26 protein-coding genes are annotated in these 25,974 nt (G+C 72.1%); 12 read left to right on the plus strand and 14 right to left on the minus strand.

What is annotated here, in order from left to right; all coding sequences use genetic code 11:
• Positions 1 to 421: 421 nt before the first annotated feature.
• Entirely contained in the window at positions 422 to 997 is a 576-nt protein-coding gene (locus OOJ98_RS27850) for an FABP family protein (protein WP_267057792.1), read from the plus strand.
• Here the strand turns inward: OOJ98_RS27850 and OOJ98_RS27855 are convergent.
• Positions 963 to 2,657, minus strand: coding sequence for a serine/threonine-protein kinase (locus OOJ98_RS27855; protein ID WP_267057793.1), 1,695 nt, complete (start codon positions 2,655 to 2,657; stop codon positions 963 to 965). The genes OOJ98_RS27850 and OOJ98_RS27855 overlap by 35 nt on opposite strands.
• Before the next feature lie 462 nt (positions 2,658 to 3,119).
• On the opposite strand from OOJ98_RS27855, the gene OOJ98_RS27860 reads away from it, so the two are divergent.
• The 4 genes from OOJ98_RS27860 to OOJ98_RS27875 all read left to right on the plus strand — a co-directional run bounded on the left by OOJ98_RS27860 (position 3,120) and on the right by OOJ98_RS27875 (position 6,981).
• Positions 3,120 to 3,809 (plus strand): DNA primase, encoded by a 690-nt coding sequence (locus OOJ98_RS27860; protein ID WP_267057794.1) that lies wholly within the window; start codon positions 3,120 to 3,122, stop codon positions 3,807 to 3,809.
• A complete protein-coding gene (locus OOJ98_RS27865) occupies positions 3,802 to 5,028 on the plus strand; it encodes an SRPBCC family protein (protein ID WP_267057795.1) in 1,227 nt (408 codons plus the stop codon). Before OOJ98_RS27860 ends, OOJ98_RS27865 begins: the two co-directional genes overlap by 8 nt.
• Positions 5,029 to 5,132: 104 nt before the next feature.
• Positions 5,133 to 6,074 (plus strand): cation diffusion facilitator family transporter, encoded by a 942-nt coding sequence (locus tag OOJ98_RS27870; RefSeq protein WP_267057796.1) that lies wholly within the window; start codon positions 5,133 to 5,135, stop codon positions 6,072 to 6,074.
• A 385-nt stretch (positions 6,075 to 6,459) separates the two neighbouring features.
• Positions 6,460 to 6,981: a flavin reductase family protein gene (locus tag OOJ98_RS27875; protein ID WP_267057797.1), complete on the plus strand. Its 522-nt coding sequence runs from the start codon at positions 6,460 to 6,462 to the stop codon at positions 6,979 to 6,981.
• Positions 6,982 to 7,007: 26 nt separating this feature from the next.
• Here OOJ98_RS27875 and OOJ98_RS27880 read toward each other — a convergent pair whose 3' ends face one another.
• The 5 genes from OOJ98_RS27880 to OOJ98_RS27900 form a co-directional block, all read right to left on the minus strand.
• On the minus strand, positions 7,008 to 7,595 hold the full coding sequence (locus OOJ98_RS27880; protein WP_267057798.1) for a hydrolase: 588 nt from the start codon (positions 7,593 to 7,595) through the stop codon (positions 7,008 to 7,010).
• 139 nt (positions 7,596 to 7,734) lie between these two features.
• Positions 7,735 to 8,184 (minus strand): MarR family winged helix-turn-helix transcriptional regulator, encoded by a 450-nt coding sequence (locus OOJ98_RS27885; RefSeq protein WP_267057799.1) that lies wholly within the window; start codon positions 8,182 to 8,184, stop codon positions 7,735 to 7,737.
• Between the two features lie 115 nt (positions 8,185 to 8,299).
• Complete coding sequence (locus OOJ98_RS27890) at positions 8,300 to 8,800, minus strand: hypothetical protein (RefSeq protein ID WP_267057800.1); 501 nt, start codon at positions 8,798 to 8,800, stop codon at positions 8,300 to 8,302.
• Between the two features lie 87 nt (positions 8,801 to 8,887).
• Complete coding sequence (locus OOJ98_RS27895; protein ID WP_267057801.1) at positions 8,888 to 9,400, minus strand: hypothetical protein; 513 nt, start codon at positions 9,398 to 9,400, stop codon at positions 8,888 to 8,890.
• Between the two features lie 226 nt (positions 9,401 to 9,626).
• On the minus strand, positions 9,627 to 10,043 hold the full coding sequence (locus tag OOJ98_RS27900; RefSeq protein WP_267057802.1) for a DUF5997 family protein: 417 nt from the start codon (positions 10,041 to 10,043) through the stop codon (positions 9,627 to 9,629).
• Between the two features lie 58 nt (positions 10,044 to 10,101).
• Between OOJ98_RS27900 and OOJ98_RS27905 the strand changes: the two genes are divergently transcribed.
• On the plus strand, positions 10,102 to 10,866 hold the full coding sequence (locus OOJ98_RS27905) for a LysR substrate-binding domain-containing protein (protein WP_267057803.1): 765 nt from the start codon (positions 10,102 to 10,104) through the stop codon (positions 10,864 to 10,866).
• An 18-nt stretch (positions 10,867 to 10,884) separates the two neighbouring features.
• Here the strand turns inward: OOJ98_RS27905 and OOJ98_RS27910 are convergent, their stop codons facing one another.
• On the minus strand, positions 10,885 to 11,481 hold the full coding sequence (locus tag OOJ98_RS27910) for a helix-turn-helix domain-containing protein (protein ID WP_267057804.1): 597 nt from the start codon (positions 11,479 to 11,481) through the stop codon (positions 10,885 to 10,887).
• An 81-nt stretch (positions 11,482 to 11,562) separates the two neighbouring features.
• On the opposite strand from OOJ98_RS27910, the gene OOJ98_RS27915 reads away from it, so the two are divergent.
• Together OOJ98_RS27915 and OOJ98_RS27920 are read left to right on the plus strand one after the other, a co-directional pair.
• Positions 11,563 to 12,627 carry an NAD(P)/FAD-dependent oxidoreductase gene (locus tag OOJ98_RS27915; RefSeq protein WP_267057805.1) on the plus strand — a complete coding sequence of 355 codons (1,065 nt, stop codon included), beginning with the start codon at positions 11,563 to 11,565 and terminating at the stop codon, positions 12,625 to 12,627.
• Positions 12,628 to 12,760: 133 nt separating this feature from the next.
• Positions 12,761 to 14,407, plus strand: a complete 1,647-nt coding sequence (locus OOJ98_RS27920) for a GMC oxidoreductase (RefSeq protein ID WP_267057806.1) — start codon at positions 12,761 to 12,763, stop codon at positions 14,405 to 14,407.
• 43 nt (positions 14,408 to 14,450) lie between these two features.
• Here OOJ98_RS27920 and OOJ98_RS27925 read toward each other — a convergent pair whose 3' ends face one another.
• The 4 genes from OOJ98_RS27925 to OOJ98_RS27940 form a co-directional block, all read right to left on the minus strand.
• Positions 14,451 to 14,930, minus strand: a complete 480-nt coding sequence (locus tag OOJ98_RS27925; RefSeq protein WP_267057807.1) for a carboxymuconolactone decarboxylase family protein — start codon at positions 14,928 to 14,930, stop codon at positions 14,451 to 14,453.
• The gene (locus OOJ98_RS27930) at positions 14,927 to 16,009 is read right to left on the minus strand and encodes a dihydrodipicolinate reductase (RefSeq protein ID WP_267057808.1); all 1,083 of its coding nucleotides are present in this window, start codon (positions 16,007 to 16,009) and stop codon (positions 14,927 to 14,929) included. The genes OOJ98_RS27925 and OOJ98_RS27930 overlap by 4 nt, the downstream gene beginning before the upstream one ends.
• 85 nt (positions 16,010 to 16,094) lie before the next feature.
• Positions 16,095 to 16,901, minus strand: coding sequence for a class F sortase (locus tag OOJ98_RS27935; protein WP_267057809.1), 807 nt, complete (start codon positions 16,899 to 16,901; stop codon positions 16,095 to 16,097).
• Positions 16,888 to 17,508, minus strand: coding sequence for a hypothetical protein (locus OOJ98_RS27940; protein ID WP_267057810.1), 621 nt, complete (start codon positions 17,506 to 17,508; stop codon positions 16,888 to 16,890). Before OOJ98_RS27940 ends, OOJ98_RS27935 begins: the two co-directional genes overlap by 14 nt.
• Positions 17,509 to 17,913: 405 nt before the next feature.
• Between OOJ98_RS27940 and OOJ98_RS27945 the strand changes: the two genes are divergently transcribed.
• Positions 17,914 to 21,102 (plus strand): amidohydrolase family protein, encoded by a 3,189-nt coding sequence (locus tag OOJ98_RS27945; RefSeq protein WP_267057811.1) that lies wholly within the window; start codon positions 17,914 to 17,916, stop codon positions 21,100 to 21,102.
• A 60-nt stretch (positions 21,103 to 21,162) separates the two neighbouring features.
• Here OOJ98_RS27945 and OOJ98_RS27950 read toward each other — a convergent pair whose 3' ends face one another.
• Positions 21,163 to 21,453: a DUF3303 family protein gene (locus OOJ98_RS27950; RefSeq protein ID WP_267057812.1), complete on the minus strand. Its 291-nt coding sequence runs from the start codon at positions 21,451 to 21,453 to the stop codon at positions 21,163 to 21,165.
• 161 nt (positions 21,454 to 21,614) lie between these two features.
• Between OOJ98_RS27950 and OOJ98_RS27955 the strand changes: the two genes are divergently transcribed.
• Genes OOJ98_RS27955 through OOJ98_RS27965 form a run of 3 tightly spaced genes read left to right on the plus strand, consistent with a single transcriptional unit; the run spans position 21,615 to position 23,901 of the window.
• Positions 21,615 to 22,295: an ABC transporter permease gene (locus OOJ98_RS27955; RefSeq protein WP_267057813.1), complete on the plus strand. Its 681-nt coding sequence runs from the start codon at positions 21,615 to 21,617 to the stop codon at positions 22,293 to 22,295.
• A complete protein-coding gene (locus OOJ98_RS27960) occupies positions 22,292 to 22,966 on the plus strand; it encodes an ABC transporter permease (protein WP_267057814.1) in 675 nt (224 codons plus the stop codon). The genes OOJ98_RS27955 and OOJ98_RS27960 overlap by 4 nt, the downstream gene beginning before the upstream one ends.
• Positions 22,963 to 23,901, plus strand: coding sequence for an ABC transporter substrate-binding protein (locus OOJ98_RS27965; RefSeq protein WP_267057815.1), 939 nt, complete (start codon positions 22,963 to 22,965; stop codon positions 23,899 to 23,901). The genes OOJ98_RS27960 and OOJ98_RS27965 overlap by 4 nt, the downstream gene beginning before the upstream one ends.
• 32 nt (positions 23,902 to 23,933) lie before the next feature.
• Here the strand turns inward: OOJ98_RS27965 and OOJ98_RS27970 are convergent, their stop codons facing one another.
• Both OOJ98_RS27970 and OOJ98_RS27975 read right to left on the minus strand, forming a co-directional pair.
• Entirely contained in the window at positions 23,934 to 24,614 is a 681-nt protein-coding gene (locus tag OOJ98_RS27970; RefSeq protein WP_267057816.1) for a triacylglycerol lipase, read from the minus strand.
• A gap of 197 nt (positions 24,615 to 24,811) precedes the next feature.
• Entirely contained in the window at positions 24,812 to 25,972 is a 1,161-nt protein-coding gene (locus tag OOJ98_RS27975; protein WP_267057817.1) for an ABC transporter ATP-binding protein, read from the minus strand.
• Between the last annotated feature and the right edge of the window lie 2 nt (positions 25,973 to 25,974).

Genomic DNA, 25,974 nt, shown 5'->3' on the forward strand with positions numbered 1-25,974 from the left:
GTCGCGCAGTTCCCCGCGCCCCTGGGTGGGGTGCCCTGGGCTCTGGGCGGCATGCCCGGCCGAGGCGGCCTCGGCGGGCTGGCGGCGTTGCGGCGTTGGGGAGTTCGAGGACGAGCGCCTTTGCAGCCGGGCAGGGGGTCCGGGGCGGAGCCCCAGGGGGCCGTTCTCAGGGTGCGGATCGTGCGTGCCTGGTCGCGCAGTTCCCCGCGCCCCCAAACCAGTTGGTGCCGGACGGTGTGGATGGCTCCTGCCCGGCTGGCGCGAGGCGTCCCGCCGGGCCGGCGCCGCACCAGCCGGACGGTGTGGGTAGCGTCTGTCCGTCTGGTGCAGGGGGGCGTTCGCGAAGTGGAGGGCGTTTCCTTCTAGGGGCGACACCCTAGGCTTTGGTCCGGTATCGACCCCCGACCCAGGAGCGCCCACCGTGTTCGACCCCGCACCGGAACTCCCCTACCCCGACGCCCACCGCCCGGACGCCGCGCCCGCGCCGCACGCGCTGCTCGCGCCCGTCCTCGGCTTCCTGGGCACCTGGTACGGCACCGGCGAGGGCGGCTACCCGACGCTCGACGGGGACTTCGCCTACGCGCAGGAAGTCACCTTCACCCACGACGGCCGTCCGTTCCTGCACTACCAGGCGCGGGCCTGGCTCATCGGTGAGGACGGCGCGCCCCTGCGCCCGTCGGCGCGTGAGAGCGGCTGGTGGCGGCTCCAGGCCGACGGACGAGTGGAGGCCCTCATCACCCAGCCCACCGGCATCGCGGAGATCGCGGTCGGCGAGGCGAGCGGCACGTCGGTGGAGTTCACCACCCGCGAGGTGGCCCTCACCCCGACCGCGAAGGAGGTCGACGCCACCCGCCGCCGCTACGAGCTGACCGACGACACCACGCTGACCTTCACGCACGACCTGGCCGCGATCGGCCGCCCCCTCCAGCACCACCTCACGGCGGTCCTGCGCCGGACCTCGCTCAGCAGGGAGTCGAAGGGCCGCTCTGACGGGTGATGTTGTCGGCCGACATCCACCCCATGGTGTTCGAACCCGACAGCCGCACATAAATCCATCTGTTGCCATAGGCGTTGCTCACATAGCAGTGGTACCAGAGCTTCGTTCCGGACTTGACCGCCGAGACCGCCGGGCACACCTGGTACGGCCCGGTCTCCAGGTGGTAGTCCCCGGCCATGTACGCGTACGAGCCCGGAGCCGGGTCCCGGTGGCTCCAGCCGTCACAACTCGTCGACACCGAACCGGGTTTGCCCGACGCCGCTCCGGACGCCGGTTTCGATGCCGATGGCTTCGCGCTGCTGCCGGGCGGTGTGCTCGGCTTCGCCGTGGAGCCCGGCCGGTGCGAGCCGGAGGCCGACGGCGTGGCGGGGGAGGCCGCGGATGCCGTGGCACCCGGGGTGATGTCCTCGCCGAGCGGGAGGTCGGCCTGGTTCGCATCGTCACCGGCCACCGGAGTGCTGCTCGCCGATCCGGGCGATGCCAGTGCACCTGAGCCCGTGGGAGTGCCCGCTCCCTCGGCGTCGTGGCCGGTGGCGAGGGCGTACGTGATCCCGCCCCCGGCAAGCACCACGGCGGCCGCCGCGGCGACGACGGCCGTACGACGAGAGCGTCGCCGCCGGTTCGCCGTACGGAGCCCAGCCGGCACGGTGCCCGGCGGCACGGACGGCACGTCGTGGCCGGCCTGCGCCTGTTGCGGGTACGCCGTGCCGCCGGGCACCGGAGCCGGCACCGAACCCGCTACCGGCGTCGCGACCGGCACCGGCGTGGCAGGCGGAGGTGGCCCGAAGGAGCCCTCCCGGCCGCTCGCCGCCACCCGTTCCAGCATCCGGCGCGCCTCATCGGCGGTCGGCCGGTGCTCCGGTTCCTTCGCCATGAACGCTTCGAGGACCGGCGTCAGCGCCCCCGCCCGCCGCGCCGGCGGGAGCGGATCGGTGACGATCGCCGACAGCGTGGACCACACCGATGTCCGGCGGAACGGCGGTGTGCCTTCGACCGCCGCGTACAGCGCCATGCCGAGCGACCAGATGTCGGACGCGGGCCCCGGCTCCCGGCCCTGAGCGCGTTCGGGAGGAAGGAAGTCGAGCGAGCCGACCAGCTCACCGCTGCGGGTCAGCTTGGCCATGGCCTCGTCGCCGGTGGCCTCCATGGTGGCGATGCCGAAGTCGGTGAGCACCACGCGCCCGCCGCGCTCCAGCAGGATGTTGCCCGGCTTCACGTCCCGGTGCAGCACTCCGGCCCGATGGGCGGCGTCGAGCGCGTCCATCACCTGGGCGCCGATCGCCGCGGCCTCGCGCGGATCGAGCGCGCCGCGCTCGGCAAGCACGTCGTCGAGCGAGGGGCCGTCGACAAGTTCCATCACGATGACCGGGAGGCCGTCCTGCTCGGTCACGTCGTGCACCGTGACCACACCGCTGTGTCTGATCCGGGCCGCGGCCTGCGCCTCCCGGCGCATCCGCGCCCGCAGATCGGCGAGTTCGGGCGCGGAGACGTCGGTGTAGGCGCGGAGGATCTTGACGGCGACCTCCCGGTCGAGCAACTCGTCGACGGCCTTGGCGACGACGCCCATGCCGCCGCGCCCGATCGTCGAGGTCACCCGGTAGCGCCCTCCCAGCAGTCTGCCGCTCACTCCACCGTCGTTGTTCGCTTCCCCCGCTGACACCGCACGCTCCGTTCCCCGGCGGCCGCCCTTACACGGCCCGCGGCCCCAGAGTAGACGTACGGTCGTACGCTCCCACCAGCGCCTATGGGGGCTGGTCCCGGACGCGCGCCCATGGCATCCGTCCCCACGTGCGACCGTCAAAACACCCTGCACCGGGCCGTGTTGCCCCGTCGGCCTTCCACGGGGCGTCCCGGATGTTCCGTTGGCGCCGACGAGTCGGCCGATCCGTACGCGAAGACCCTCGGACGGGCCGGATGTGCCGACCCGCTCGCCCTTCTGACCTGTGGGGATCGACATCCGTGGAGGCGGCGCGAGACGAGGTCACCGCGCGCCACGAGGTCTCCCGCTCCCCATTCCCGTCCGCCGATCCGGGGTTTGGCTCTGGCCTTGGTGGCTACCCGGTGTGATGAGTCCTTCCTGGGCTACCCCTCGCGAGACTGACGAGAAGAGGACAGGCCTGACATGAACAATCGCATGGGATTGGGGCTCGCGGTGGGCGCGGGCTATCTGCTGGGACGTACGAAGAAGGCGAAGCTGGCCTTCGGCATCGGCACCTTGGTCATGGGCAAGCGCCTGCAACTGAACCCACGGGCCATCGCGGACTTCGCCGCGGCGCAACTGTCGGCGAACCCGCAGTTCAAGGAGATCGGTGACCAGCTGAAGGGGGATCTGCGCGGCGTCGGCAAGGCCGCGACCGGCGCGATCCTCAACCGGCAGCTCGAAGGCCTGGCCGACCGGCTGCACGACCGCACGCTCGGTGTGCAGGACCGCATGTCCGGCGTGATCTCCGGCGAGACCCTTTCGCGGGACGACGAGGACGAAGAGGGCGAAGAGGAGGAGGGTGTGGACGAGGAGTCCGACGGCGGGGACGACGCTCCCGCCAAGTCGTCTTCGCGTTCCTCCTCCCGGTCGTCCTCCGGGCGGTCGGCTTCGGGCCGCTCGTCCTCGGGGCGCTCGTCGTCCCGGTCGTCCGGCAGCGGGACGGCGTCCAAGTCCCGCTCCGCGGGCGGTACGGCCGCCAAGTCGGCGTCGTCCAAGGCCTCCACGGCCAAGAAGACGGCGAAGACCGCCACGCAGCGCACGGCGAAGCGCGCCCCGGCCAAGAAGACCGCGAGCCGTCGCACCGGCAAGGGTGGTGACGACCGTGGCTGAGTCGAAGAACCCGCTGGTCAACAACCCCGCGGCCGACCGTCTCAAGTCCGAGCTCCAGTCCTATCTGCTGGCCAAGGGCGAGAGCCTCCTCGTGGGCGTGGGGCACAAACTGGGCGAGAGCACCGGCAAGCTCAACGACATAGCCGAGGGCCGCAGCCCCGGTTTCGCCAAGCTGGCCCTGGACGGCGGCCGCAAGATCGCCGAGGGCAAGAGCCCCGTGCGTACGGCGGTGGAGCTGGGTGCCTCGCACCTCAAGGAGAACGCCAAGGAGATGTTCAAGGGGCTCGGAGGACGCAAGAAGGGCGGCGCGGGGCGCAAGCCCACCGTCATCATGGAATCCGTGGACGTGGGCGTTCCGGTGCGTGACGCCTACGACCAGTGGACCCAGTTCCAGTCGTTCTCCTCCTTCGCCAAGGGCGTCAAGAGCGCGACCGTCGCAGACGACACGACATCCGACTGGAAGGTCAAGGTCTTCTGGTCCAGCCGGAGTTGGAAGGCGCACACCACCGAGCAGCTGCCGGACGCGCGCATCGCCTGGACGACCGAGGGCGCCAAGGGCACCGTCAAGGGCGTCGTCACCTTCCACCCGCTGGGCGAGAACCTCACCCGGGTGCTCCTCGTCATGGAGTACTACCCGAAGGGGCTCTTCGAGAAGACCGGCAACATCTGGCGCGCCCAGGGCCGCCGTGCCCGGCTCGACCTCAAGAACTTCGCGCGCCACATCTCGATGCTCGGCGAGGCCGACGGAGGCTGGCGCGGCGAGATCCGGGACGGCGAGGTCGTGGTCAGCCACGACGACGCGGTCGCCGAGGAGGAAGAGGAGCGGGACGCGCAGGAGTCCGGGTCGCGGGAGGACCGGGACGAGGACGACCCCGAGCAGGACGAGGAAGGCGCGGACGAGCCCGAGAACGAGGCGGAGGCCGACCCCGACGAGCTCGAAGAGGAGGAGGCCGAGGGCGAGCCCGTCCAGGAGTACGACGAGGACGAGGCGGACCCCGACGCCGAGGCCGACGACGGTGCCTACGAGGGCGAGTACGAGGACGAGGACGAAGCGCCCGCCGAGGACGAGGAGCCCGTCGAAGGCGAATACGAGGACGAGGACGAGGTCGAGGACGAGGGTGCCGCGGACGAGGAGGCCGAGGAAGAGGCCGACGACCCCGAGGAGGCGTCGTCCGCCCGCAAGCGCCGCGCCTACGCGGGCAGCCGCAGCCGCCGGTGACCCGCCGTGTGTGATCTCCCCGGGGGCGGCTCGTCCCGCCCCCGGGGACCGTTGACTTTCGAGGTGTGCCGGACGCCGGGCCGCGGAGGCAGGGAAGAGTGACCGTGAACAAGAAGGACCGCAAGACCCGGCTGACCGTCCTGGTGGCGCTGGGGGCCAACCTCCTCATCGCCGCCGCGAAGGCGGGCGCCGGAGTGCTGGCCGGTTCGCCCGCACTGCTCTCGGAGGCGGCGCACTCCGTGGCCGACAGCATGAACGAGGTGTTCCTGCTCGCCGCGTTGCGGCGCAGCCGGCGCCCCGCCGATCAGCGCCACCCCTTCGGCTACGGCAAGGAGCGCTACTTCTGGTCGCTGCTCGCCGCCGTCGGGATCTTCGTCATGGGAGGCTGCTTCTCCTTCCTCCAGGGCGTCGAGGCGCTGGGCTCCCACGAACAGGAGTCCACCGGCGGCTACATCGCGGGACTGTCCGTCCTGGGCGTCGCCCTCCTGGCCGAGGGCGGATCGCTGTTGCGCGCCCTGTACCAAGTACGGGGGCAGAAGGGCGGCATCGGCGGCGACCCGGCCCTGCGCACGGTCATCGCCGAGGACGGCACCGCGGTGCTCGGTGTGCTGCTCGCCGGGGCGGGCATGGCGCTGCACATGGTCACGGGCGAGGTGGTCTGGGAGGCGTCCGCATCGCTCGCCATCGGACTGCTGCTCGTGTACGTGGCGTACCGCCTGGGCAAGGAGGCCCGCGACCAGCTCATCGGCGAAGCCGTCGACCCGGAGCTGCGGCGCCGCATCCGGAGCCTGCTCGACGAGCAGCCCGAGATCGACAATGTGGCCGACCTGCTGACGATGCGGCTGGGCCTCGACTCGACGCTGGTCGCCGCCAGGATCGACCTGCGGCCCGGCCTCGACAGCGAGGAGGTCGAGGTGGTTTCCGAGCGCATCAAGGCAGCCGTGGCCGGGGAGTGGCCCGAGGCGGACCATGTGTTCCTCGACATCACGGACGCGCCGCCGGAAGGACGGCCCGCGCCCGCCGCACGGGACAACACCTCGGCCTGACGCCTGACGCCTGACGCCTGACGCCTGACGCCTGACGCCTGACGCCTGACGCACGCAGGGCATACACAGGCCACGGCATACACACATGGGTCGCACACATGACGATGCCCGGCCGCTCGGGACGGCCGGGCATCGCGTATGGGGGCGACCATATGGCGGGACCACATGGCGGGATGCGGACGACGGGCGACGTCGTGCTTCGTGCTCGGTGCCTGTCGGCGTTCGGTGCCCGTCGGCCGCCAAGTTCCCGGGTGCCCCCGGCCCTCTTCCCTACACTCCGAGGAGCCCGCACAGCGTTTCTTTCAGCCGTTCGGGCTACCCGGCGCGTACCCGGTGGCACGCCCGTGGCGGGCCGGACAGAGTGTGCGGACCACGAGGTGAGGGGATGCAGCAGGTGAGTGCCCAGGGGAGTGCCATGGACGATTTCCTCGACCGCCTCGACTACCCGATGTACGTCGTGACGGCGGTGGCGGGGCAGCAGCGGGCCGGGTGCCTGGTGGGGTTCGCTTCGCAGTGCTCGATGGTGCCGGTGCGGTTCATGGTGTGGTTGTCCACCGCCAACAGGACGTATCGCGTGGCGCGTTCCGCCGATGTCCTCGCGGTGCATCAGCTGGGCCGCGCCCAGTACGACCTGGCGGAGCACTTCGGGGGCCTGACCGGCGACGACGTCGACAAGTTCGCCGGCATCCGTTGCCACGAGGGCCCCGCAGGAACCGTCCTCCTCGACGACGCCCCGGCGTGGTTCGTGGGCCGGGTGGAAGGACATCTGGAGGGCGGCGACCACGTCGGCTTCCTGCTCAGCCCCCTGGAGGCCTCGGACGCCCAACTACCGCTACCCGGCGGTGAGTTGTTCCGTCTGAGCGACAGCGAGGGCATCGAAGCCGGGCACCCGGTGCAGGACGCCTGACCGGCGCCCCCTCCCCGTGGGGCGGGTCAGACCGAGCGGGTCTTCGCCAGGAGTTCGCCGATCTCCGCCGCCGTGCCGGTCTCACCGAGGCGGGGGAAGATCCGCTCGACGCTGTTCTGGTGCGCGTCCGCCCGCAGGTCGGTCATGGCGTCGGTGGCCAGGGTGACGTGGTAGCCGTGCTCGTGTGCGGCGCGCGCGGTCGACTCCACGCCGATGCTGGTGGCGACGCCGGTGAGCACGATCTGGGTGATGCCGCGGCGGCGGAGCTGGAGGTCGAGATCGGTGCCGTAGAAGGCGCCCCAGTTGCGCTTGGTGACCGAGATGTCCTCGGGGTGCCCGGCCAACTCGTCGACGATGACGTCCCAGCCCTCGGGCGGCGTGCCCCGCCCGTTGCTCGTCTCCGTACGGCCCGGGGCCAGGTCGGAGCCGTCGGGGGCGAACGAGACGCGGACCAGCACGACGGGGAGCCCGTGCGAGCGGAAGGACTCGGCGAGTTCGGCCGAGCGGGCCACGACGTCGGAGGTCGGGTACGGCTGGGTGGGGGAGGCCACGATGCCGCGCTGGAGGTCGATGACGACGAGGGCCGTGCGCGGGTCGAGTGTGGTGAGAGCCATGGTGGTGCCTTTCTTGCCTACTGGCCTTGTGTACCGGCCGAGTTGACCGGTAGCGCCGAGTGGTGCGGCCGGCCGGCTGTGTGCGAGGGGTGGGCGGGCGCGCCCGGACGGGCGGCCCGACCGGGCCCCGGGGGCGGGATCAGGGTTGGGCGAGTCTCTCCAGGAGGGTCATCGCCTCGGCGATGGTGGCGCGCTCGTCCTGCGTGTAGCGCTCCTGGAACGCCTGCGTGAGCCACTCGGCGCGCGCCTGACGATTGCCCTCGGCGCGTTCGCGCCCCGCCTCGGTCAAGGTGACCAGCTGGCGGCGGCCGTCCTCGGGGTCCGGGCTGCGCTGGATCAGACCCTGCTGGTCGAGCGCGGCGAGGGTCGCGGCCATCGACTGGGGGCGCACCCCCTCGGTGGCCGCGAGGGCGCTGGCCGAAGCCGCGCCGCCCTTGTCGATCAGGGTCAGCGCGGAGACCTGCGAAGGCGTGAGGTCCTGGACGTCCGCGACCTCCCGGAGCCTGCGCCGCAGCCGGCTGAACACCACGCGAAGGTCGCGTGCGACGCGGACGGCGGACGCGGAGACGCCTTCGGGGGTGTCGGTCATGCCGCCACCGTAAAGTCTTCAGTTGAAACTGTCCAGTTTCGACTGAACGAATTGTGCTCCCGCCGAGACCTCGCCACCGAAGCGGCTCACATCCAGGTGCCGCCGTCGAATCCGTTCACGCCGTGCCGTCGCCGCCCGATCTGCGGGATCCGGGTGGCCACACCACGTCGACCGGCACCCCGGCCGCCCGCGCCTCGGCGACCAGGTCCGCGGTCCCGCCGCCGCGGCCGGTCGGAGCGCCGCCGTCCCACACGGCCACCAGGCGGTCGGCTCCCTCGATCAGTCGCCGGTTCGCCGCCTCGTAGGCGGCGCGCCCCGCGTGGTCGTACGGCATGACCGCCACCTCGTCGGCCGCGGCGCACAGCGCGTCGAACCGTGCCAGATCGGCCGCGCCCACCTCCGCCTCGCGGTAGTCGCGGGACGGAATGACCGCGCAGAGCCGGCCGTCCAGATCCAGCACCTCCTGGGCGAAGAGGGTGTCGGCTCCGGGCGCCAGGCAGGACCGCCCCACAAGACCGGGGGTGCACGCGCCGAGGATCTCGCGCAGCGCGGCGCGGACCGGCCCGACACTGTCAGGGGTGAGGTCCATGTGGCCGGTGACGGCGATCGTGGGCACGTGACACCTTCCTTGCGGTCGCGGCAGGTCGACGGTAGAGCCGGGTGCGGTCGGGCGGAGCGCCGGTCGGGGGTCCGGCGCCGGGCGTCACACCGCGAGGCCCACGCATCCCAGGAGGTAGGTGGTGGCGAAGATGGCGGGGATCCAGCGCTCGACATGGGTCAGCGGCAGATAGGTGTTCCAGTTCCGGCCCTCCTGGAGCGCCTGCCACTCGGCTGCCTTGAAGGCGCGGGCCGGGAGGCGTTCCTCCAGAGCGGCGATCACCTGGAACTTGCCGTTGTTCAGCTGCTGGTAGGAGCGGAGAGTGAACCACCAGGCCGTGCACAGGGAGAGCAGCACGAGCAGCCCGCCGACCAGGAGCACCACGGAGGGCCGCGTTCGGTGGGGCTGTGACAGCCAGACGCCGAGGAAGGCGAGCAGGCCGCTGTGGAGGGTCACGAAGAAGGTGTTGGCCAGGTTGCGGCGGGCACTGACCCGGTCGGCCATCTCGACGCACAGCTTGTACTGCTCGAAGACGGCCGCGTTGTAGGTCGCCCCCTCCGCGCCGTAGTCGGACGCCGTGACGCCCGCGTTCCACAGGGTTTCACTGATCTCGGCCATGACGGCATCATGCCCCAACGACCCTTGCCCGGCGCATGACTTGACCAACCGGACTCCGATGTCGAGCACCTGACTGACGAGGCGTCAGAAGGGAGGCGCGGACTCGGGGTGCCCCTACGCGAAGTGCCGCCGACCGGCTGCGGGGCAGCTGATCGGCGGCACTCTCGTACGGGGTGGCACTCGTCCGCGAGCGGCGAGGCCGGGCGGCGCCGGGGCGCCGGGCGGGTCAGGAGCGGGGGCTGCGGGGCTCCTCGGCCTGCTGCGCGTCCTTCTCCTTCTGCTTCTCCTTGATGCGGACCGTCTCCTTGCGGACCTCGGCCTGCGTGGCGCGCTCCTTCTGGAGCCACTCCGGGTTCTCCTGCTTCAGGGCGTCGATCTGCTCCGTGGTGAGCGCCTCGGTGACCCCGCCGCGCGCGAGACCCGCGATGGAGACGCCGAGCTTGGCCGCGACCACCGGGCGGGGGTGCGGGCCGGTGCGTCGCAGGTCCTGCAGCCACTGGGGCGGCTCGGCCTGCAGCGCGTTGAACTCGGTGCGCGAGACCACACCCTCCTGGAACTCGGCGGGGGTGGCTTCGAGGTACACACCCAGCTTCTTCGCCGCGGTGGCGGGCTTCATCGTCTGGGTGGTCTGGTGCGACGTCATGGAGTCAAGAGTAGCGAGCGTGTGCGATCCCGCCGACCACGACCGGTAACCTGGCGGGGTGACAGGCTCGGAAGAACCCCCATCGTTCCGGCTCGCCTACGTTCCGGGTGTGACGCCGAGCAAGTGGGTGCGGATCTGGAACGAGCGGCTGCCCGACGTGCCCCTGACGCTGACGACGGTGACCGCCGCCGAGGCGCCCGCCCTGCTGCGCGGCCGCGAGGCCGACGCCGGCTTCGTACGGCTGCCGATCGACCGTACGGGTCTCAGCGCCATCCCGCTCTACACCGAGACGACGGTCGTCGTGGTCCCCAAGGACCACCTCTTCGCGGCGGTCGAGGAGGTGTCCGCGGCGGAGCTGGCCGACGAGATCGTGCTGCACCCCCTCGACGACACCCTCGACTGGGAGACCCCGCCCGGCCGGCCCGCCTTCGAGCGCCCCGCCACCACGGAGGACGCCGTCGAGCTGGTGGCGGCCGGGGTGGGGGTGCTCGTCGTGCCGCAGTCGCTCGCGCGTCTGTACCACCGCAAGGACCTCACCTACCGGACGGTCACCGGTGTCCCGGAGTCGCGGGTCGCGCTGTCGTGGGCGGAGGAGGAGGTCGCGCCCGACCTGGTGGAGGAGTTCATCGGCATCGTCCGCGGCCGTACCGTGAACAGCTCCCGCGGCCGTACGCCGACACCGCCCCAGCCCAAGCAGAAGCGGGCCGACAAGGGCGGGGCTCCGCGCAAGACGGCGGGCAAGCCCGGCGGGAAGAACCCGCGCGGCGGCTCCGGCGCGCCGAAGAGCGGCGCCAAGCGCGGCAAGCCGCGCGGCCGCAAGTAGCCGGTTTCCCCCGACGCCTCAGCCCTCGGCGGGCTGGGCCCGTACGTGCATGCGCTCGCCCTGGGCCCCGTACAGGGAGAGGAACTCCACGGGCCGCTCGCCCGCGTTGGCGACGCCGTGCGGGGTCCGCGTGTCGAATTCGGCGGCCTCGCCCGCGGTGAGGATCAGGTCGTGGTCGGCGAGCGCGAGCCACAGCCGCCCCGACAGGACGTACAGCCACTCGTACCCCTCGTGCACGTTCAGCTCGGGCCGTACGTCCTTGGCGGTCTTCCGGGGCGGGACGATCTGCTTGTACGCGTGCAGCCCGCCGAGGTGGCGGGTGAGCGGCACGAAGGTCTGGCCGTGGCGCGTGAAGGGCTGCGGGTGGATGCGGGGGTCGCCCGTGGTCGGCGCGCCGACCAGCTCGTCGAGCTGCACCCGGTACTCCCTGGCGAGCGGCAGCAGCAGTTCCAGAGTGGGTTTGCGCTGCCCCGACTCCAGGCGGGAGAGCGTGCTCAGTGAGATCCCGGTCGCCTCGCCGACCTGGGCGAGCGTGGTGCCGCGCGCCTGGCGCAGGGCGCGCAGCCGCGGTCCCACTCCGGAGAGGACATCGGTGAGGTCGTCTTCTGGAGGCATGACTCCATTTGCCGTATCGGCAAGAGGTTTTGTCAACCTGGCGGGTCCGGGCGCAGCATCGCGGCATTGGAGGTGTCGCAGATGAACGAGCGAACGGAACACGCGATGAACAGCACTCCCGGTGACGGCCGCCCGACGACGTACGACGTGGTGGTGATCGGGGGCGGCGCCGCCGGACTGAGCGGGGCGCTCACCCTGGGCAGGGCCCGGCGCTCGGTCCTGGTGGTCGACGCGGGGCAGCCCCGCAACGCCCCGGCCCACGGCGTGCACGCCTACCTCGGCCACGAGGGCACCCCGCCCGGCGAACTGCTCGCCACGGGGCGGGCCGAAGTGCGGCGCTACGGAGGGGAGTTCAGGGCCGGCCGGGCGACCGGCGCCGAGCGCGTCGGGGACGGCTTCCGGGTCACCCTCGCCGACGGGGAACGGCTGCGCGCCCGCCGGCTCCTGGTGACCACCGGCCTCGTCGACGAGCTTCCGGACGTACCCGGGCTCGCGGAGCTGTGGGGCAGCGACGTACTGCACTGTCCGTACTGCCACGGCTGGGAGGTGCGGGACCAGGCCATCGGCGTCCTCGGCACCGGGCCGCTCGCCGTGCACCAGGCTCTGCTGTGGCGGCAGTGGAGCGCCGACGTCACCCTCTTCCTGCACACGATGGACGAGCCGGACGAGCAGCAGTACGAGGAGCTGGCCGCCCGGGGTGTCGGTGTGGTGACCGGCGAGGTCGCCGCACTGGAGACGCGCGACGGACGTCTGCACGGCGTACGTCTGGCGAGCGGAGAGTTGATGATGCGTCAGGCGCTGGCGGTGGCAACGAAGTTGGTGCCGAGAGCCGGGGTTCTCGCCCCGCTCGGACTCGAACCCGTGGACCTGGAGATCGCCGGCGCCGTCGTCGGCGCGCACATCGCCGCCGACCCGTTCGGCGCCACCGAAGTGCCCGGCGTGTGGGTGGCCGGCAACGTCGCCAGCCCGATGGACCAGGTCGTCGCGGCGGCGGCGGCCGGGGTGCGGGCCGGGGCCGCCCTCAACGCGGACCTCGTCGCGGAAGAGACGCGCCGGGCCGTCGAGGCGCGCAGGGAGCCCTTCTCCGCCCAAATGGAGCGCGAAGTCTGCGAGGTGGTCCTGGGGGAGCGGCGGCACGGCCTGTAGGGCGGCCGCCGGGGGTGGAAGCTCTCGTTCATGAGTGCGTCTTGAGCCAGAAGTTACTCCCAGGTATCTAGTGACTTATCACGCCCGCGCCAGTAGAACCTGTTCTCACTCCGTCGAGAGTGAGGAATGTCACATGAGTGACACTACCATGCACCATTCGGGTTCCCAGGGTGTTTCCAGGCGAAGATTCATTGCTGGAACAGGTTCTATTCTCGGGGCGGCGGCCCTCGTCGGACACGGCACCGCCGCCCAGGCGCGCGCCTTCGCCCCGACCGCCGCCATCGGGGACGGCGCCCACGTCCCGGCCCTCGTGATCGGCACCGGATACGGCGGCTCGGTCACGGCGCTGCGCCTGGCCCAGGCCGGCGTCGACGTGCAGATGATCGAGATGGGCATGGCGTGGGACACGCCCGGCTCGGACGGCAAGATCTTCTGCAACACCACGTCGCCGGACTACCGCTCCTACTGGCTGCGCACCAAGACCAAGCAGCCGCTGAGCAACTTCTTCGGCATCCCGATCGACCGGACCATCCCGCGCTACACCGGGATCCTGGACGCCGAGGACTTCAGCGGGATCACCGTCTACCAGGGCCGCGGCGTCGGCGGCGGCTCGCTCGTCAACGGCGGCATGGCGGTCACGCCCAAGCGGGAGAACTTCGGCGCCATCCTCCCGTCGGTCAACCCCGACGAGATGTACAACACCTACTATCCGCGCGCCAACGCGGGGCTCGGCTCGGGACTCATCGACCCCGCCTGGTTCGACACGGTGGACTGCTACCAGTTCGCCCGCGTGGGCCGCAAGCAGGCCCAGCGCTCCGGCTTCCCCTTCGAGTTCGTCCCCGACGTGTACGACTGGGACTACATGAAGCAGGAGTCGGCCGGAACCGTCCCCAAGTCGGCCGTCGCGGGCGAGATCCTGTACGGCAACAACTACGGCAAGAAGTCGCTCCAGAAGACCTATCTGGCGCAGGCGAAGTCGACCGGCAGGGTCACCATCTCCCCGCTGCACAGGGTCACTTCGGTCTCCCCGGCCTCGGGCGGCTCCTACACCGTCGTCATCGAGCAGCTGAACACCAACGGCGACGTCACGGCCACCAAGTCCGTCACCGCGGACAAGGTGTTCTTCGCGGCCGGCAGCGTCGGCACCAGCAAGCTCCTGGTCAAGCTGAAGGCCACCGGCGCCCTGCCCAACCTCAACGGCGAGGTCGGCCGCGGCTGGGGCGACAACGGCAACGTCATGTGCGGGCGCGCCAACTACCTGTGGGATCCCACCGGCAAGGTGCAGGCGTCCATCCCGTGCGGCGGCATCGACAACTGGAACGCGGGCGGCGCCTTCGCCGAGGTGGCACCGCTGCCCACCGGCATCGAGACGTACGCCTCGTTCTACCTGTCGATCACCAAGAACCCCAACCGCGGCACGTTCTCCTGGAACCCCGTGGCCGGCCGCGTCGACCTGGACTGGCAGACCGCCTGGAAGCAGGCGTCCATCGACATGGCCAAGACGATCTTCGACAAGATCAACGCGACGGAGGGGACAATCTACCGCACCGACCTGTTCGGCGTCTACAAGATCTGGAACGATACCCTCACCTACCACCCGCTGGGCGGTGCCGTCCTCAACAAGGCGACCGACAACTACGGCCGTCTGCAAGGGTATCCGGGCCTGTACGTCATCGACGGCTCGCTGATCCCGGGCAATACCAGCGTCAATCCGTTCGTCACCATCACGGCGCTCGCCGAACGGAACATCGAGAAGATCATCGCCGCCGATCTCGCATGACGGCGGAACGCGGGGCCGCCCGGAACGCCGGGCGGCCCCGTCGTCACGCGGTGGGAAGGACGCACACCGAGTCGAGGCCGAGCACATGGTTGAGCCGGCCGAACGCCAGCCAGGAGCCGATGCTCATGCTCAGCTCCACGATCTCGATCTGGCTGTAGTGCGCGGTCATCCGCTCCCAGAACTCCTCGTCGAGCCCGTGGTGGTCCAGGGCGTACCGCTCGGCGTACTCGGCGGCGAGCCGCGTACGGTCGTCGAAGGCGTCCGTGGTGCGCCACTCGGTGACCGCGTCGGCGAAGGACTCCTCGACCTTCTCGCCGTCCCGGTCGGTCCTCCAGTCGAGACAGAACTGGCACCCGTTGATCTGCGCGATCCGCAGCCGCGCCGCCTCGAACTCCCGCAGCCCCAGGGTGGTGTGGGCGTAGACGGAGAGGGAGAAGTTGGCGGCGGCCATGCCGATGCCGGGCACCATGTCGCCCCATACGTACCCGATCGGCTCCTGGCCCTCGGGGATGTCGATCCTCATCGTTGTTTCCTTCCGAGTCTGCCGACTGCCGGGCGCAGCGGGACGTCGAGCGCGTCGTAGAGTCCGGGTTCCGCCGCCGCCAGCCAGTCGACGGCGTTCACCAGACGGCCGACCGCGGTGGCGTTGCCGCCCGCCGACCGGTTCGCGCCCTCGTCGGTCGCCTCCACCGTGACCTCGATGCGCGGCCGCCCCTCGATCACGACGCGGTGCGCCCCGTCTCCGCCGTCGGGGGGCACCGGCCAGTCGGGGGCGCACGAGGGGTGGATGCGGGTGACGTGCTCGATGACGATGCGCGGCTCACCCTCGACGATGCCCTGCACCTCGAACCGCACCGCACCCTGGGTGCCGGCCTCGAACGTGCCCATCGTCCGGGTGCTCACCGTCCCGTCGAGCGGACGGCGCTCCATGGTCTCGCGGATGTCGTCGAGCTCGACGCCCAACGCCCGTGCCATGAGCCTGAGTTGACCGCCCCACACCATGGTCGGGATGGAGGGGGCGAGCATGAGGGGCTCGTACTCCATCGGCTGGCCCATGCCGATCAGGAAGCGGACCGACTCCTCCTGCTCGTAGGTGGAGTAGTCGAAGATCTCCTGGCAGCGGATCGCGTCCACGGTGGTGCCGAGGCCGCTGATGAGCAGCGGCAGAACGTCGTTGCCCCACCCCGGGTCGACGCCCGAGACGAACAGGGACCCGCCGCCCTCCGTGACGGCGGCGAGCACCGGGTCGCGGAACTCGGGCGGCGCACTGCGCTGGTCGTAGAGCGGATACAGCGCGGGCGTCACGACCACGGCGCCCGCGCGGATCGCCCGGCACACGTCGGCGAGGGCCTCGTCGGGGCGGATGTCGCCGGACGCCGCGTACACCACGGCGCGGGGCCGCCCGGCCAGGGCGGCCTCGATGTCGTCGCTCGCCGCGACGCCCAACACGGCGTCCAGGCCCGCCAGTTCACCCGCGTCACGGCCCACCTTGGCCGGGTCGTGGACGAGCACGGCCGCGAGTCGCAGCGCGGGATGGGCCTCGACGGCGCGTATCGCCGCACGGCCGACATTGCCGGTACCCCAGACAACCGTGGGAATCATGCGCGGAGGGTAGCGAGACGGCCCAGAGGTTCCTAGAGCCGTGCCCGGAAAAGATGGTGCGGGCGCGGGCCTTCTCGGCGGGCCGCTACGGCGCGGTCCGGTGCCGGGGCGCTGCCTGGTGGGAGTGGCCCGAGGGCCGTGTCACGGCGGGGGCCGCGGGGGCCGCGGGGGCCGCGGGGGCTGCGGGGGCAGGGGTGGGGAGGCGGACCTGGGTCAGGTGGGCGAAGACGACGAGGTTGCTCTCGTACCCCGTCTTGGGAGTGAAGCGGCCTCCGCAGGTGATGAGCCGCAGCTCGGGGCGGCTCGCCGGCCCGTACACCTCCTGGTCGGGGAAGTGCGCCTTGTCGTACGTCGTGACCCGGTCGACGGTGTAGACGGCGACCTTGCCGTCGGCGCGGCGCGCCTCCACCAGACGGCCGGGGCGCAGCGCCCGCAGCTCCGCGAAGACGGCGGCCCCGGTCTTGGTGTCGCGGTGGCCGACCGCGACGGCGGTGCCCGACTCGCCCGGTGACGGCCCCTGCCGGTACCAGCCCACCAGCTTCGGGTTGTCCAGCGGGGGCGTGGTGAGGTGGTGCTGGGCGTCCAGGCCCAGGTCGACGACCGGCGCCGTGATGCCGAGATGAGGGATCGCCAGCGAGACCGCGGGGGACGGCGGCAGCGGCCGCGGCGGCGGAGCCGTCGGCCGCGGGGACGCCGCGCCCCGGCTGTCGCCCGCCGGGGCGGCGGCCACCTCGGAGTCCATCGGCCCGGCGGCGGACAGCGCGGCGGACTCGTCGTCCTGGGCCCACCAGACGCCGCCCACCACCAGGGACACGGCCAGGGCCGCCGTCCTCGTCAGGCGGTAGGCGCGCGTCCGGCGACGGGCGATGGGGGCGCGTCTACGCTGCGCCATCGGGGCGACGGCGCAGGCGGCGGATGTAGAGCACCCCGGCGACCGCGACGAGACCCACGCCCGCCACGGCCCCTGCCTGGGGGATGCTCGGAGTGTCGGCGAGCCCGCCGCCGCCGGCCGGCACGCCGCCGTGCGGTGCGCCAGGGTTGCCGATCACCGCGGCCCGCGGCGCCGAGGCCGGGCACTCGACCTTGAACACCTTCTGCTTGCCGGCGCCCTTGCCGCCCACGATGTTCCAGGTGAGCTTGTACTGCCCGTTGGGCAGCGTGAGCGGCGTGGTGTGCCCGGTGCCCGTGGTGAGCTGGACGGTGCCCGAGAGGGAGGGGCCACCGGCCCTGTCGGGCTGGGTGTTGACGTTCCAGGTGATGGCCTGGGCGGTGTCGAAGTTGAACGCGTCGAGGTAGAAGTTGCAGACCTTCGGCTCGTCGCGCGGGTCGGTGAAGGGCGTCCCCATCGCGTGGAGCTTGATGTCGCCGTTGTCGCCGGGCGCGGCGACGGCGGCCGGAGCCGCGGTGAGCGCGGTCGCCGCGAGGGTGAGCGCCGCGACGGCGGTGAGCCTCGTGCGGGTGCGGGTGCGGGTGCGGGCGTGAAGTGCTGGGGCAGGCATGAACGTTCCTCTGGTTGGGATGATTGTCATACAAGTCGGACCTGTGCCTGACTCTCTTTCACGTCCCCGCGCCCGCGTGCGGCCACCGGACCGCGACACGCACCGAAGATCACCCGACCGCCCCAACGCCGGCGTGGCCCGACCCCTTCGGGGAGGCGGGGAACGGGGGAGGAGGGGAGGGGGTGCGTGCCGGGGTGTACGGAGATGCCGGAGCGGGGTGTCGCGGTCGCCGGCGCGAGGTAGTCGCGCCCCCGTCGAGGCCATCCGTGCATCGTCCGAAATCCCTAACATCCCACCGGAGTTGGGGCGTACTTGCATGACCCGGGGGCGTTCGGACGCGTCGTACCCGTTTGGTGGGGACGGCGTTCTTGCCCGGCCCCGCGCGGTGCGCGAGCGTGCTGTGCCATGGACCGTGACCCCATCGCCTCCGCCCTCACGCTCTCCCGCCGCCAACTCCTCGCCGCCGCGACCGCAGCCGGGGCCGTCACCGCCGTCGGTGCCGCGCCCGCTCGGGCGGCGACGCGCCCCGGGCGGCCCTCGCTCTCCTTCACCGCCGCCACCAACGGCGCGGCGAGCCTCTCACCCGACGGCGGGCATCTGATCGCGGAGGTTCAGGACGTCCTGTGGTCGCTGCCCCGGGCCGGCGGCCCGGCCGAGCCGCTCACCCCCGCCGGACTCGAACCCACCCGGCCCGTCCACTCCCCGGACGGCACGCTCGTCGCGTTCTGCGCCTACCAGGGCGGCGGCTACCACATCTGGACCATGCGGCCCGACGGCTCCGAGGTGCGGCGGCGCACCGACGGTCCCTGGGACGACCGCGGCCCGGCCTGGTCGCCCGACGGCACCAGGATCGTCTTCGCCTCCGAACGCGGCGGCGACCCGGTGGCGGGCAGCGCGTCCCGCATCCACGTACTCGACCTGCGCTCCGGCGGGTTGAGCCGCATCACCGGCCTCCCCGGCCAGGACGGGCCGCTCCAGGACGGCGCGTGGGAGGACTTCGACCCCACCTGGTCACCCGACGGGCGACGGATCCTGTTCGTCCGCGCGCGGGCCGTCACCACCCCGTTCGGCAGCCTCGGCGTGGAGGCCAGGACCGTCGCCGCCGTTCCCGCCACCGGCGCCGGCGCCGTCGCCCTCGTCCACACCGAGACCGAGACCGCTCAGGTCATGACGCCCGCCCTCGCTCCCGACGGCCGTCGCCTCGCCTATCTGCGCACCACCTCGGCGCCCGGCGCCTCCTGCGTCCTGGTCGTCGACGGCGCGGCCGTCCCGGTGGCCGGCGACATCGCGCCGATGCCACCGCGCTGGACGGCCGGCGGAGAGCTTCTCCTCACCCTGGACGGCCGGTTCACGCTGGTGCACCCGGACCGCCCGGCGCGGACCGAACCCATCCCGTTCGCCGGCACGCTGCCCGTCGACCGACCGCGCTACCGGGTCAAGTCGTACGACCTCGGCGAGGAGCGGGTGCGCCCGGTACGCGGCATCCACCTGCCCGCGCTCTCCCCGGACGGCCACCGCATCGCGTTCGCCGCCCTCAACTCGCTCTGGATCGCGGATACTTCAGGCTCACGGCCACCGCGACGGCTGCACCAGGCGCCCGTCACCCGCTATCTGCTCGGCCCGGTCTGGGCGCGCGACGGCCGCTCCCTCGTGTACGCCGACGACCGCGACGGGCTGCTCGGCGTCTACCGGCGCGATCTCGCCACCGGCGCGGAGAGTGCCCTCGCCACGGGCGGCCGGGTGCACCCCGCGCTCTCGCCCGACGGCACCCGGCTCGCCGCCCTCGACATGACCGGCCGGCTCATGGTGCGCGATCTCGCGAGCGGCACCGAGCGCGCCGTGGCAACCCCGCTCGGCGGCGGCGGCCTGCCGGGGCGGCCGAGCTGGTCGCCCGACGGCCGCTACCTCGCCCTGTGCGACCGCAACCGCCTCAACCTGCGCTTCCGCGAGGGCTACAACGTCATCCGGGTCGTCGACACCACCACCGGCGCCGACCGGCTGCACGCCGTCGCCCCGCACGTCTCCATCGCCGACCGCTACGGCTCGGGGCCCGTCTGGTCGCCCGACGGACGGTGGATGGCGGTCGTCGTCGAGTCCGCCCTGTGGCTGCTGCCCGTCGCCCCCGACGGCACCCCGCAGGGCCCGCCGCGCGCCCTCACCACCGAACCCGCCGACCACCCCTCCTGGTCCGGCGACTCCATGACGCTGCTCTATCTGTCCGGCGCCCGGCTGCGGCTCATCGGTGTCGGCGGAGGCGCCGCGCGGACCGTGCGGCTCGCCCTCGACCAGCGCAGGCCCGCGCCCGCCGACACCGTCGTGCACGCCGGACGGCTCTGGGACGGGACCGGGGAGACGGCGCGTGACGAGGTGGACATCGTGGTGCGGGCCGGACGCATCGCCTCGGTCGAACCGCACCGCAGGCGCGCCGCCCAGCGGACCGTCGACGCCTCCGACAAGACCGTCGTGCCCGGCCTGTGGGACGCCCACACCCACCCGTGGCAGAGCACCTACGGCGCACGTCAGACCGTGGGCCAGCTCACCTACGGCATCACCACCGCCGTCTCCCTCGGCGGCTTCGCCCACGAACAGGCCCGCGTCCGCGAGGCGGTGGCCACCGGGCAGCTCGCCGGGCCGCGCCTGCTGACCACCGGTGAACTGCTCGACGGGTCCCGCGTCGCGTACAGCATGGGGCGCGCCCACCGCACCGAGGCGGGCCTCGCGCGCTCGCTGGAACGAGGCGTCGCACTCGACTGGGACTTCGTCAAAACCTATGTGAGAGCGCCCAGTTGGCTCATGAAGGAGGCGGCCCGCTTCGCGCACGAACGTCTCGGCGTGCGCTCGGGCAGCCACCTCGTCTCGCCCGGCGTCGAGGTCGGACAGGACCTGACGACCCATCTCCTGGCCACCCAGCGCGCCGAGTTCGGCCATGCCACGACCGCGACGGGGCGCGCCTACGAGGACGTCGTCGAGATCTACACGGCGCGCGGCGTCGACTTCGCCCTCATCATGACGCCGTTCACCTCCGCGCCCCTGCTCGGAGCCGACCCCGGACTCGCCGACGACCCCCGGGTCACCGTCGTGATGCCGCCCTGGGACACGGCGGCCGTACGGAAGGCGGCGACCGAGCCGCCCACCGACGCCCAACTGGCCGCCCTGCGCACGGAGACCGACGTCTACCGCCGAGTCCTCGACGGAGGCGGTCTCATCGCCCTCGGCACGGACCAGCCGCTCGTGCCCGTCGGGCTCTCCCTCCACCTCGGGCTGCGCGCCCTGCACCGCGGCGGGCTCTCCCCGGCGGCGGCCCTGCGCACCGCGACCGTCCATCCCGCCCGGCTCTTCGGCCTCGACAAGGACCTCGGCACCGTGGAGCGCGGCAAGCTCGCCGACCTCACCCTCGTCGACGGCGACCCGCTCGCCGACTTCGACTCCCTGGTGCGCACCACCGCCGTGCTCCGGGCCGGCACGCTCCACACGACCGCCGACCTGGTCGCCGCGTTCGAGCCGCACGAGCGTCATGCGGCGGCCACGAGCGAGGACTGGCTGGAGGTGGGCCGCCTGATGCGACGCGACGGCTGCTGCGACGGCGCGACCTGACAGGGGCGGGGCCGGGCCGCCCGTGCGGCCCGGCTCCGCAGAACCGGCGGTGCCCCGCGGTCAGCCGAGGGCGCCGAGCCCCTTGGCGAGGTCGTCGCCGTTCATGACCGGCATCAGATCGATCCTGGCGCCGAAGTCCTGCATGAACGGCTCGGCGATCTTCGGGATCTCGGAGGAGTCGGCCATGTCGAAGATGATGAGCGCCGTACGACGGCCGTCCTCCGCGGTGAAGTACGCCGCCTCCGGGCGGATGGTCTCCATGATGGACTGCATCGACTTGGTCATCGTGCCGTCGCGGATGGACTCGTTGGTCTTCTCGGTGTCGAGCTGTGCCTTCAGCAGTACGCGCACACCACTCACCTCTTCCCGGCCGGGCGGGTGCGCTCGACGTACCGGTGGGTCCCGGCCGCGCTCCCTTCCAGCCTCTCCCTTTTGTCCCGGTACCACAATCGCTGCCCCGAACAGCCCACCAGGACGCGCGGCCGGTCCGGGCAACGGGCTCCAATGGACGGGTGACCGCGCCCCCCGACGACTGCCTCGCGCGCAATGACTGGATCTGCGGCGCCTATCTGTCGAGCCGTCGGCAGATCCTCTGGGACGCCGTCGTCCAGCACCTCCAGCTCACCGCGGTGTCCGTCCTGATCGGCCTCGTCATCGCCGTGCCCCTGGCCGTCGCCGCGCGCCGCTGGCGATGGGCCGCGGGACCCGTGCTCGCGGTGACCACGATCCTCTACACCATCCCCTCCCTCGCCATGTTCTCGCTGCTGCTCCCGGTGTACGGGCTCTCCGCCTCCATCGTCATCGCGGGCCTCGTCCTCTACTCCCTGACGCTGCTCGTACGGAACATCCTCGCCGGGCTGCGCGCCGTCCCCGAGGACACCCGGCAGGCGGCCCGCGGCATGGGCTACGGCCCGGTACGGCTGCTCCTCGCCGTGGAGCTGCCGCTCGCCGTGCCGGCCGCGATGGCCGGGCTGCGCATCGCCACCGTCTCCGCGGTGTCCCTGGTGACGGTCGGCGCCATCGTCGGCTACGGAGGACTCGGCAACCTGATCTACGCCGGGATGAACACCTACTTCAAGGCGCAGGTGCTCACCGCCTCCGTGCTGTGCGTGGTCATCGCCGTCGCCGCCGACCTGGTGCTGCTCGGGATCCAGCGGCTGCTCACACCCTGGACGAGGGCGGTGCCGTCATGAACACACTCTCCGAGACATGGTCGTGGCTCACCTCCGCCGCACACTGGTCGGGCGAGAACGGGATCTGGAACCGCCTCGTCCAGCACCTCTGGCTCACCGCGCTCTGCCTCGTCCTCAGCTGCCTCATCGCGCTGCCCGTCGCCCTGGTCCTCGGCCACCTCGGCAAGGGCGGGACGCTCGCCGTCAACATCTCCAACGTGGGCCGCGCCGTACCCACCTTCGCCGTCCTGGTGCTGCTCCTGCTGACCCCGATCGGCGCGTACGGCGAGTGGCCGACCATCATCGCGCTGATCCTCTTCGCCGTGCCGCCGCTGCTGACCAACGCCTATGTCGGCATGCGCGAGGTCGACCGCGACGTGGTGCGCGCGGCCCGGGGGATGGGCATGACCGGCCGCCAGCTCCTGTTCCGGGTCGAGCTGCCGCTCGCCCTGCCGCTCATCCTCACCGGCGTACGCATCGCGGCCGTCCAGCTCGTCGCGACCGCCACCCTCGCCGCACTGGCCGGCGGCGGGGGGCTCGGCCGGATCATCACCGCGGGGTTCAACCTGGCCTCCACTCCCCAAGTCGTCGCCGGCGCCGTGCTCGTGGCGGTGTTCGCGCTGGTCGTCGAGGGCATCTTCGAGGCGGTGCAGCGCTTCGCGCCGCAGTGGGCCAGAGGCGGCTTCGAGTGAGGCCGCGCCTGCCGGCCGCCGCGCTCGCCCTGATCGCGGCCACCGCCTGCACCACCGGGCCGAGCCTGGAGAAGCAGGGCTCGGTCACCGCGCCTCCCGGCGACAGCAAACACTTGACGATCGGCTCCGCCGGCTTCACCGAAAGCGACCTCCTGGCCCAGATGTACGCCCTGCTCCTCGACAAGGCCGGCTACAGCACGAAGATCCTCTCGGTCACCAACCGGGAGATCTACGAACCCGCCCTGGAGAGCGGCCAGATCGACGTGGTGGCCGAGTACGCGGCGACCTTCGCGGACTGGCTCAACGCCAAGGCCAACGGCGCCGACGCCAAGCCCGTCGGCTCACCCGATCTGAACCGCACCATGACGGCCCTGCGCTCCCTGGCCACCCCGCGCGGCCTGACGGTCCTCGACCCGGGCAGGGCGGTCGACCAGAACGCCTTCGCGGTCGCCCGGTCCTACGCGCGCGAACACCGGCTCAAGACCCTCAGCGAGCTGGGCGCGTCGAAGCTGCCGGTACGGCTCGCGGCGGGCGACGAGTGCGTCCAACGCCCCTACTGTGAACCGGGGTTGAAGAAGACCTACGGCATCGACATCACCGCGGTCGACCCGAAGGGCGTCGGCACCACCCAGTCCAAGCAGGCCGTCCAGAGCGGCCAGGACCAGATGGTCCTGACCACCACGACGGACGCCACCCTCGGCGCCTTCGGCCTGGTGCTGCTCGCCGACGACAAGCACCTGCAGAACGCGGACTACATCGTGCCGGTGGTCAACCGCTCGCGGGCGGGCAGCAAGGGCGTGACGGACGCCCTGGACAAGCTCAACACCGTACTCACCACCGCCGACCTCGCCTCGCTCAACGAACAGGTGGACAGCTGGCGCCGGCTGCCCGAGGACGTGGCGAGGAACTACCTGAAGTCCAAGCACCTGATCTGATGGCGCCCGCCCCGGCGGGCGAGGCGGCGTCCCTAGCGCTTGAGGAAGTCGAGCACCCCCTGCGCGGTGGGCGCGTCGGTCAGGAGGTCGTTGTGGGCCAGGCAGCCGGCGTCGGTGTTGACGGCGCCGGACAGCGGCACACTGCTGTTGGGCAGGATGAAGCCGTCGCAGTCCGACCAGAACGTGGCGTACTCGGTGGCTCCCGGCGTCTCGTCGCCGCTCGCCAGGTGGCTCTCCACGTACGAGTTCGGCGTCATGTCCCGGCAGCCCTGGTCCCAGATCGCGCACGCCCACGCGAGGCTCGTGCCGTGGTTGGGGCCGCCGAGCGACACCAGGTGCCGCACCACGTCGGAGCCGCCGCCGAACTTCGTGTACCACCGGGTGGGCAGACTGCCCTGGCTGTGCGCGACGATGTCCACCTGCGCCGAGCCGGTCTGGGCGCGCACCGAGTCGATGTACGCGGCGAGTTGACCGGACAGGACCTCGTTGGTCGACCGGCTGGAGTCGTAGCCCCAGGCGAAAAGATCACCCGCCGGGTACCCGGCCTGCTCGAACCGGTCCTTCATGGTGCCCCACACCCCCGGGTCGGCGTTGCGGCCGTGCACGAACACGACCGGGACGGGGCCGGGGGCGGGCGCCGCGTCGGCGGCGGGAGCGAGGGCGATCGTGCCGGCGAGCAGAGCGAGCGCGGTGGCGGCGGTGGCGAGGCGCATGGCGGCTCCAGCGGGGATGGGTGCGGGGAGCCCCGACGGGGCGTTCCGAGCGGGGCTACCGGATGGTAACCACGAGCACCACGAAACGTAAGAGACGGGCGGGCCCAACTTTCGTCGCGGGGCGGGGTGTTGACGCGGCCCGGTGACCCTCCGCCGCGCGGCGCGTCCCGCCCTCCCTCACGTGGCGCGCGGCGCTCCTACACGTCGGCGACCGAGTCGAAGTCGACCTCCGCGCGCTGCACGCCCAGCGCGTCCGCGTCCACCGAACGCCGCAGCGCCTCGTGCAGCTTCGCGGGGGTCAGGACACCCACGAAGCGCGCGCCGTCCACCACCGCCACCCACCCCGCGTCGTACTGCAGCATCTCGCTGAACGCCTGCTTGAGCGGGGCGCCGACCGGGACCCAGGCCTCCATCCGCCGGGCCAGATCGGCGACCGACCCCGACCCGGCGAGCGAGAGCTCCTCCGCGGCGACCCAGCCGTGCAGCTCGCCCCCTTCGTTGAGCACCACGGCCCAGCGCGCGTCCTCGCCGCGCAGCCGGGCCGCGGCGGCCTGAGCGGTCTCGTCCAGGCGAACCACCGGCGGCTGCTCCAGGTCGTCGGGCTCCACCGTCGTGACCGAGAGCCGCTTCAACCCCCGGTCGGCGCCGACGAATTGGGCCACGTAGGAGGTGGCGGGAGCGCCCAGGACCGATGCGGGGGTGTCGAACTGCTCGATGCGCCCCGACCCGTACACCGCCATGCGGTCGCCCATCCGCACCGCCTCCTCGATGTCGTGGGTGACGAGGAGCACCGTCTTGCGCACCGTCGCCTGGAGGCTCAGGAACTCGTTCTGGAGCCGCTCGCGCACCACGGGGTCGACCGCGCCGAACGGCTCGTCCATCAGGAGGACCGGCGGGTCCGCGGCCAAGGCCCTGGCCACCCCCACGCGCTGGCGCTGGCCGCCGGAGAGCTGCGCCGGGTAGCGCGCCCCGTACGTCGACGGGTCGAGCCCCACCAGGTCGAGCAGCTCCGCCGCCCGCGCCCGCGCCTTCTCCCGCTTCCAGCCGACCAGTGCCGGGACGGTCGCCGTGTTGTCGAGGACGGTGCGGTGCGGGAAGAGCCCGACCTGCTGGATCACGTAACCGATCCGGCGGCGCAGCTTCACCGGGTCGAGCGAGGCGATGTCCTCACCGTCGACGAGGATGCGGCCCGACGTGGGCTCGATGAGCCGGTTCACCATCATCATCGTGGTCGTCTTGCCGCAGCCGGACGGGCCGACGAGGGTGACCAGTTCGCCCTCCGCCACCTCGAACGACAGGTCGTCGACGGCGCGGGTGCCGTCCGGATAGACCTTGCTGACCTGCTCGAACCGGATCATGG

Source organism: Streptomyces sp. NBC_00083, from assembly GCF_026343295.1.
In the GTDB taxonomy this organism is placed as follows: Bacteria; Actinomycetota; Actinomycetes; order Streptomycetales; family Streptomycetaceae; genus Streptomyces.

Bases quoted from the DNA above. Each gene is read 5' to 3' on its own strand.
- OOJ98_RS27860 (WP_267057794.1), top strand. From the start codon at position 3,120: ATGAACAATCGCATGGGATTGGGGCTCGCGGTGGGCGCGGGCTATCTG.
- OOJ98_RS27875 (WP_267057797.1), top strand. From the start codon at position 6,460: ATGCAGCAGGTGAGTGCCCAGGGGAGTGCCATGGACGATTTCCTCGAC.
- OOJ98_RS27880 (WP_267057798.1), bottom strand. From the start codon at position 7,595: ATGGCTCTCACCACACTCGACCCGCGCACGGCCCTCGTCGTCATCGAC.
- OOJ98_RS27885 (WP_267057799.1), bottom strand. From the start codon at position 8,184: ATGACCGACACCCCCGAAGGCGTCTCCGCGTCCGCCGTCCGCGTCGCA.
- OOJ98_RS27895 (WP_267057801.1), bottom strand. From the start codon at position 9,400: ATGGCCGAGATCAGTGAAACCCTGTGGAACGCGGGCGTCACGGCGTCC.
- OOJ98_RS27900 (WP_267057802.1), bottom strand. From the start codon at position 10,043: ATGACGTCGCACCAGACCACCCAGACGATGAAGCCCGCCACCGCGGCG.
- OOJ98_RS27910 (WP_267057804.1), bottom strand. From the start codon at position 11,481: ATGCCTCCAGAAGACGACCTCACCGATGTCCTCTCCGGAGTGGGACCG.
- OOJ98_RS27915 (WP_267057805.1), top strand. From the start codon at position 11,563: ATGAACGAGCGAACGGAACACGCGATGAACAGCACTCCCGGTGACGGC.
- OOJ98_RS27920 (WP_267057806.1), top strand. From the start codon at position 12,761: ATGAGTGACACTACCATGCACCATTCGGGTTCCCAGGGTGTTTCCAGG.
- OOJ98_RS27925 (WP_267057807.1), bottom strand. From the start codon at position 14,930: ATGAGGATCGACATCCCCGAGGGCCAGGAGCCGATCGGGTACGTATGG.
- OOJ98_RS27930 (WP_267057808.1), bottom strand. From the start codon at position 16,009: ATGATTCCCACGGTTGTCTGGGGTACCGGCAATGTCGGCCGTGCGGCG.
- OOJ98_RS27935 (WP_267057809.1), bottom strand. From the start codon at position 16,901: ATGGCGCAGCGTAGACGCGCCCCCATCGCCCGTCGCCGGACGCGCGCC.
- OOJ98_RS27940 (WP_267057810.1), bottom strand. From the start codon at position 17,508: ATGCCTGCCCCAGCACTTCACGCCCGCACCCGCACCCGCACCCGCACG.
- OOJ98_RS27945 (WP_267057811.1), top strand. From the start codon at position 17,914: ATGGACCGTGACCCCATCGCCTCCGCCCTCACGCTCTCCCGCCGCCAA.
- OOJ98_RS27960 (WP_267057814.1), top strand. From the start codon at position 22,292: ATGAACACACTCTCCGAGACATGGTCGTGGCTCACCTCCGCCGCACAC.
- OOJ98_RS27970 (WP_267057816.1), bottom strand. From the start codon at position 24,614: ATGCGCCTCGCCACCGCCGCCACCGCGCTCGCTCTGCTCGCCGGCACG.
- OOJ98_RS27975 (WP_267057817.1), bottom strand. From the start codon at position 25,972: ATGATCCGGTTCGAGCAGGTCAGCAAGGTCTATCCGGACGGCACCCGC.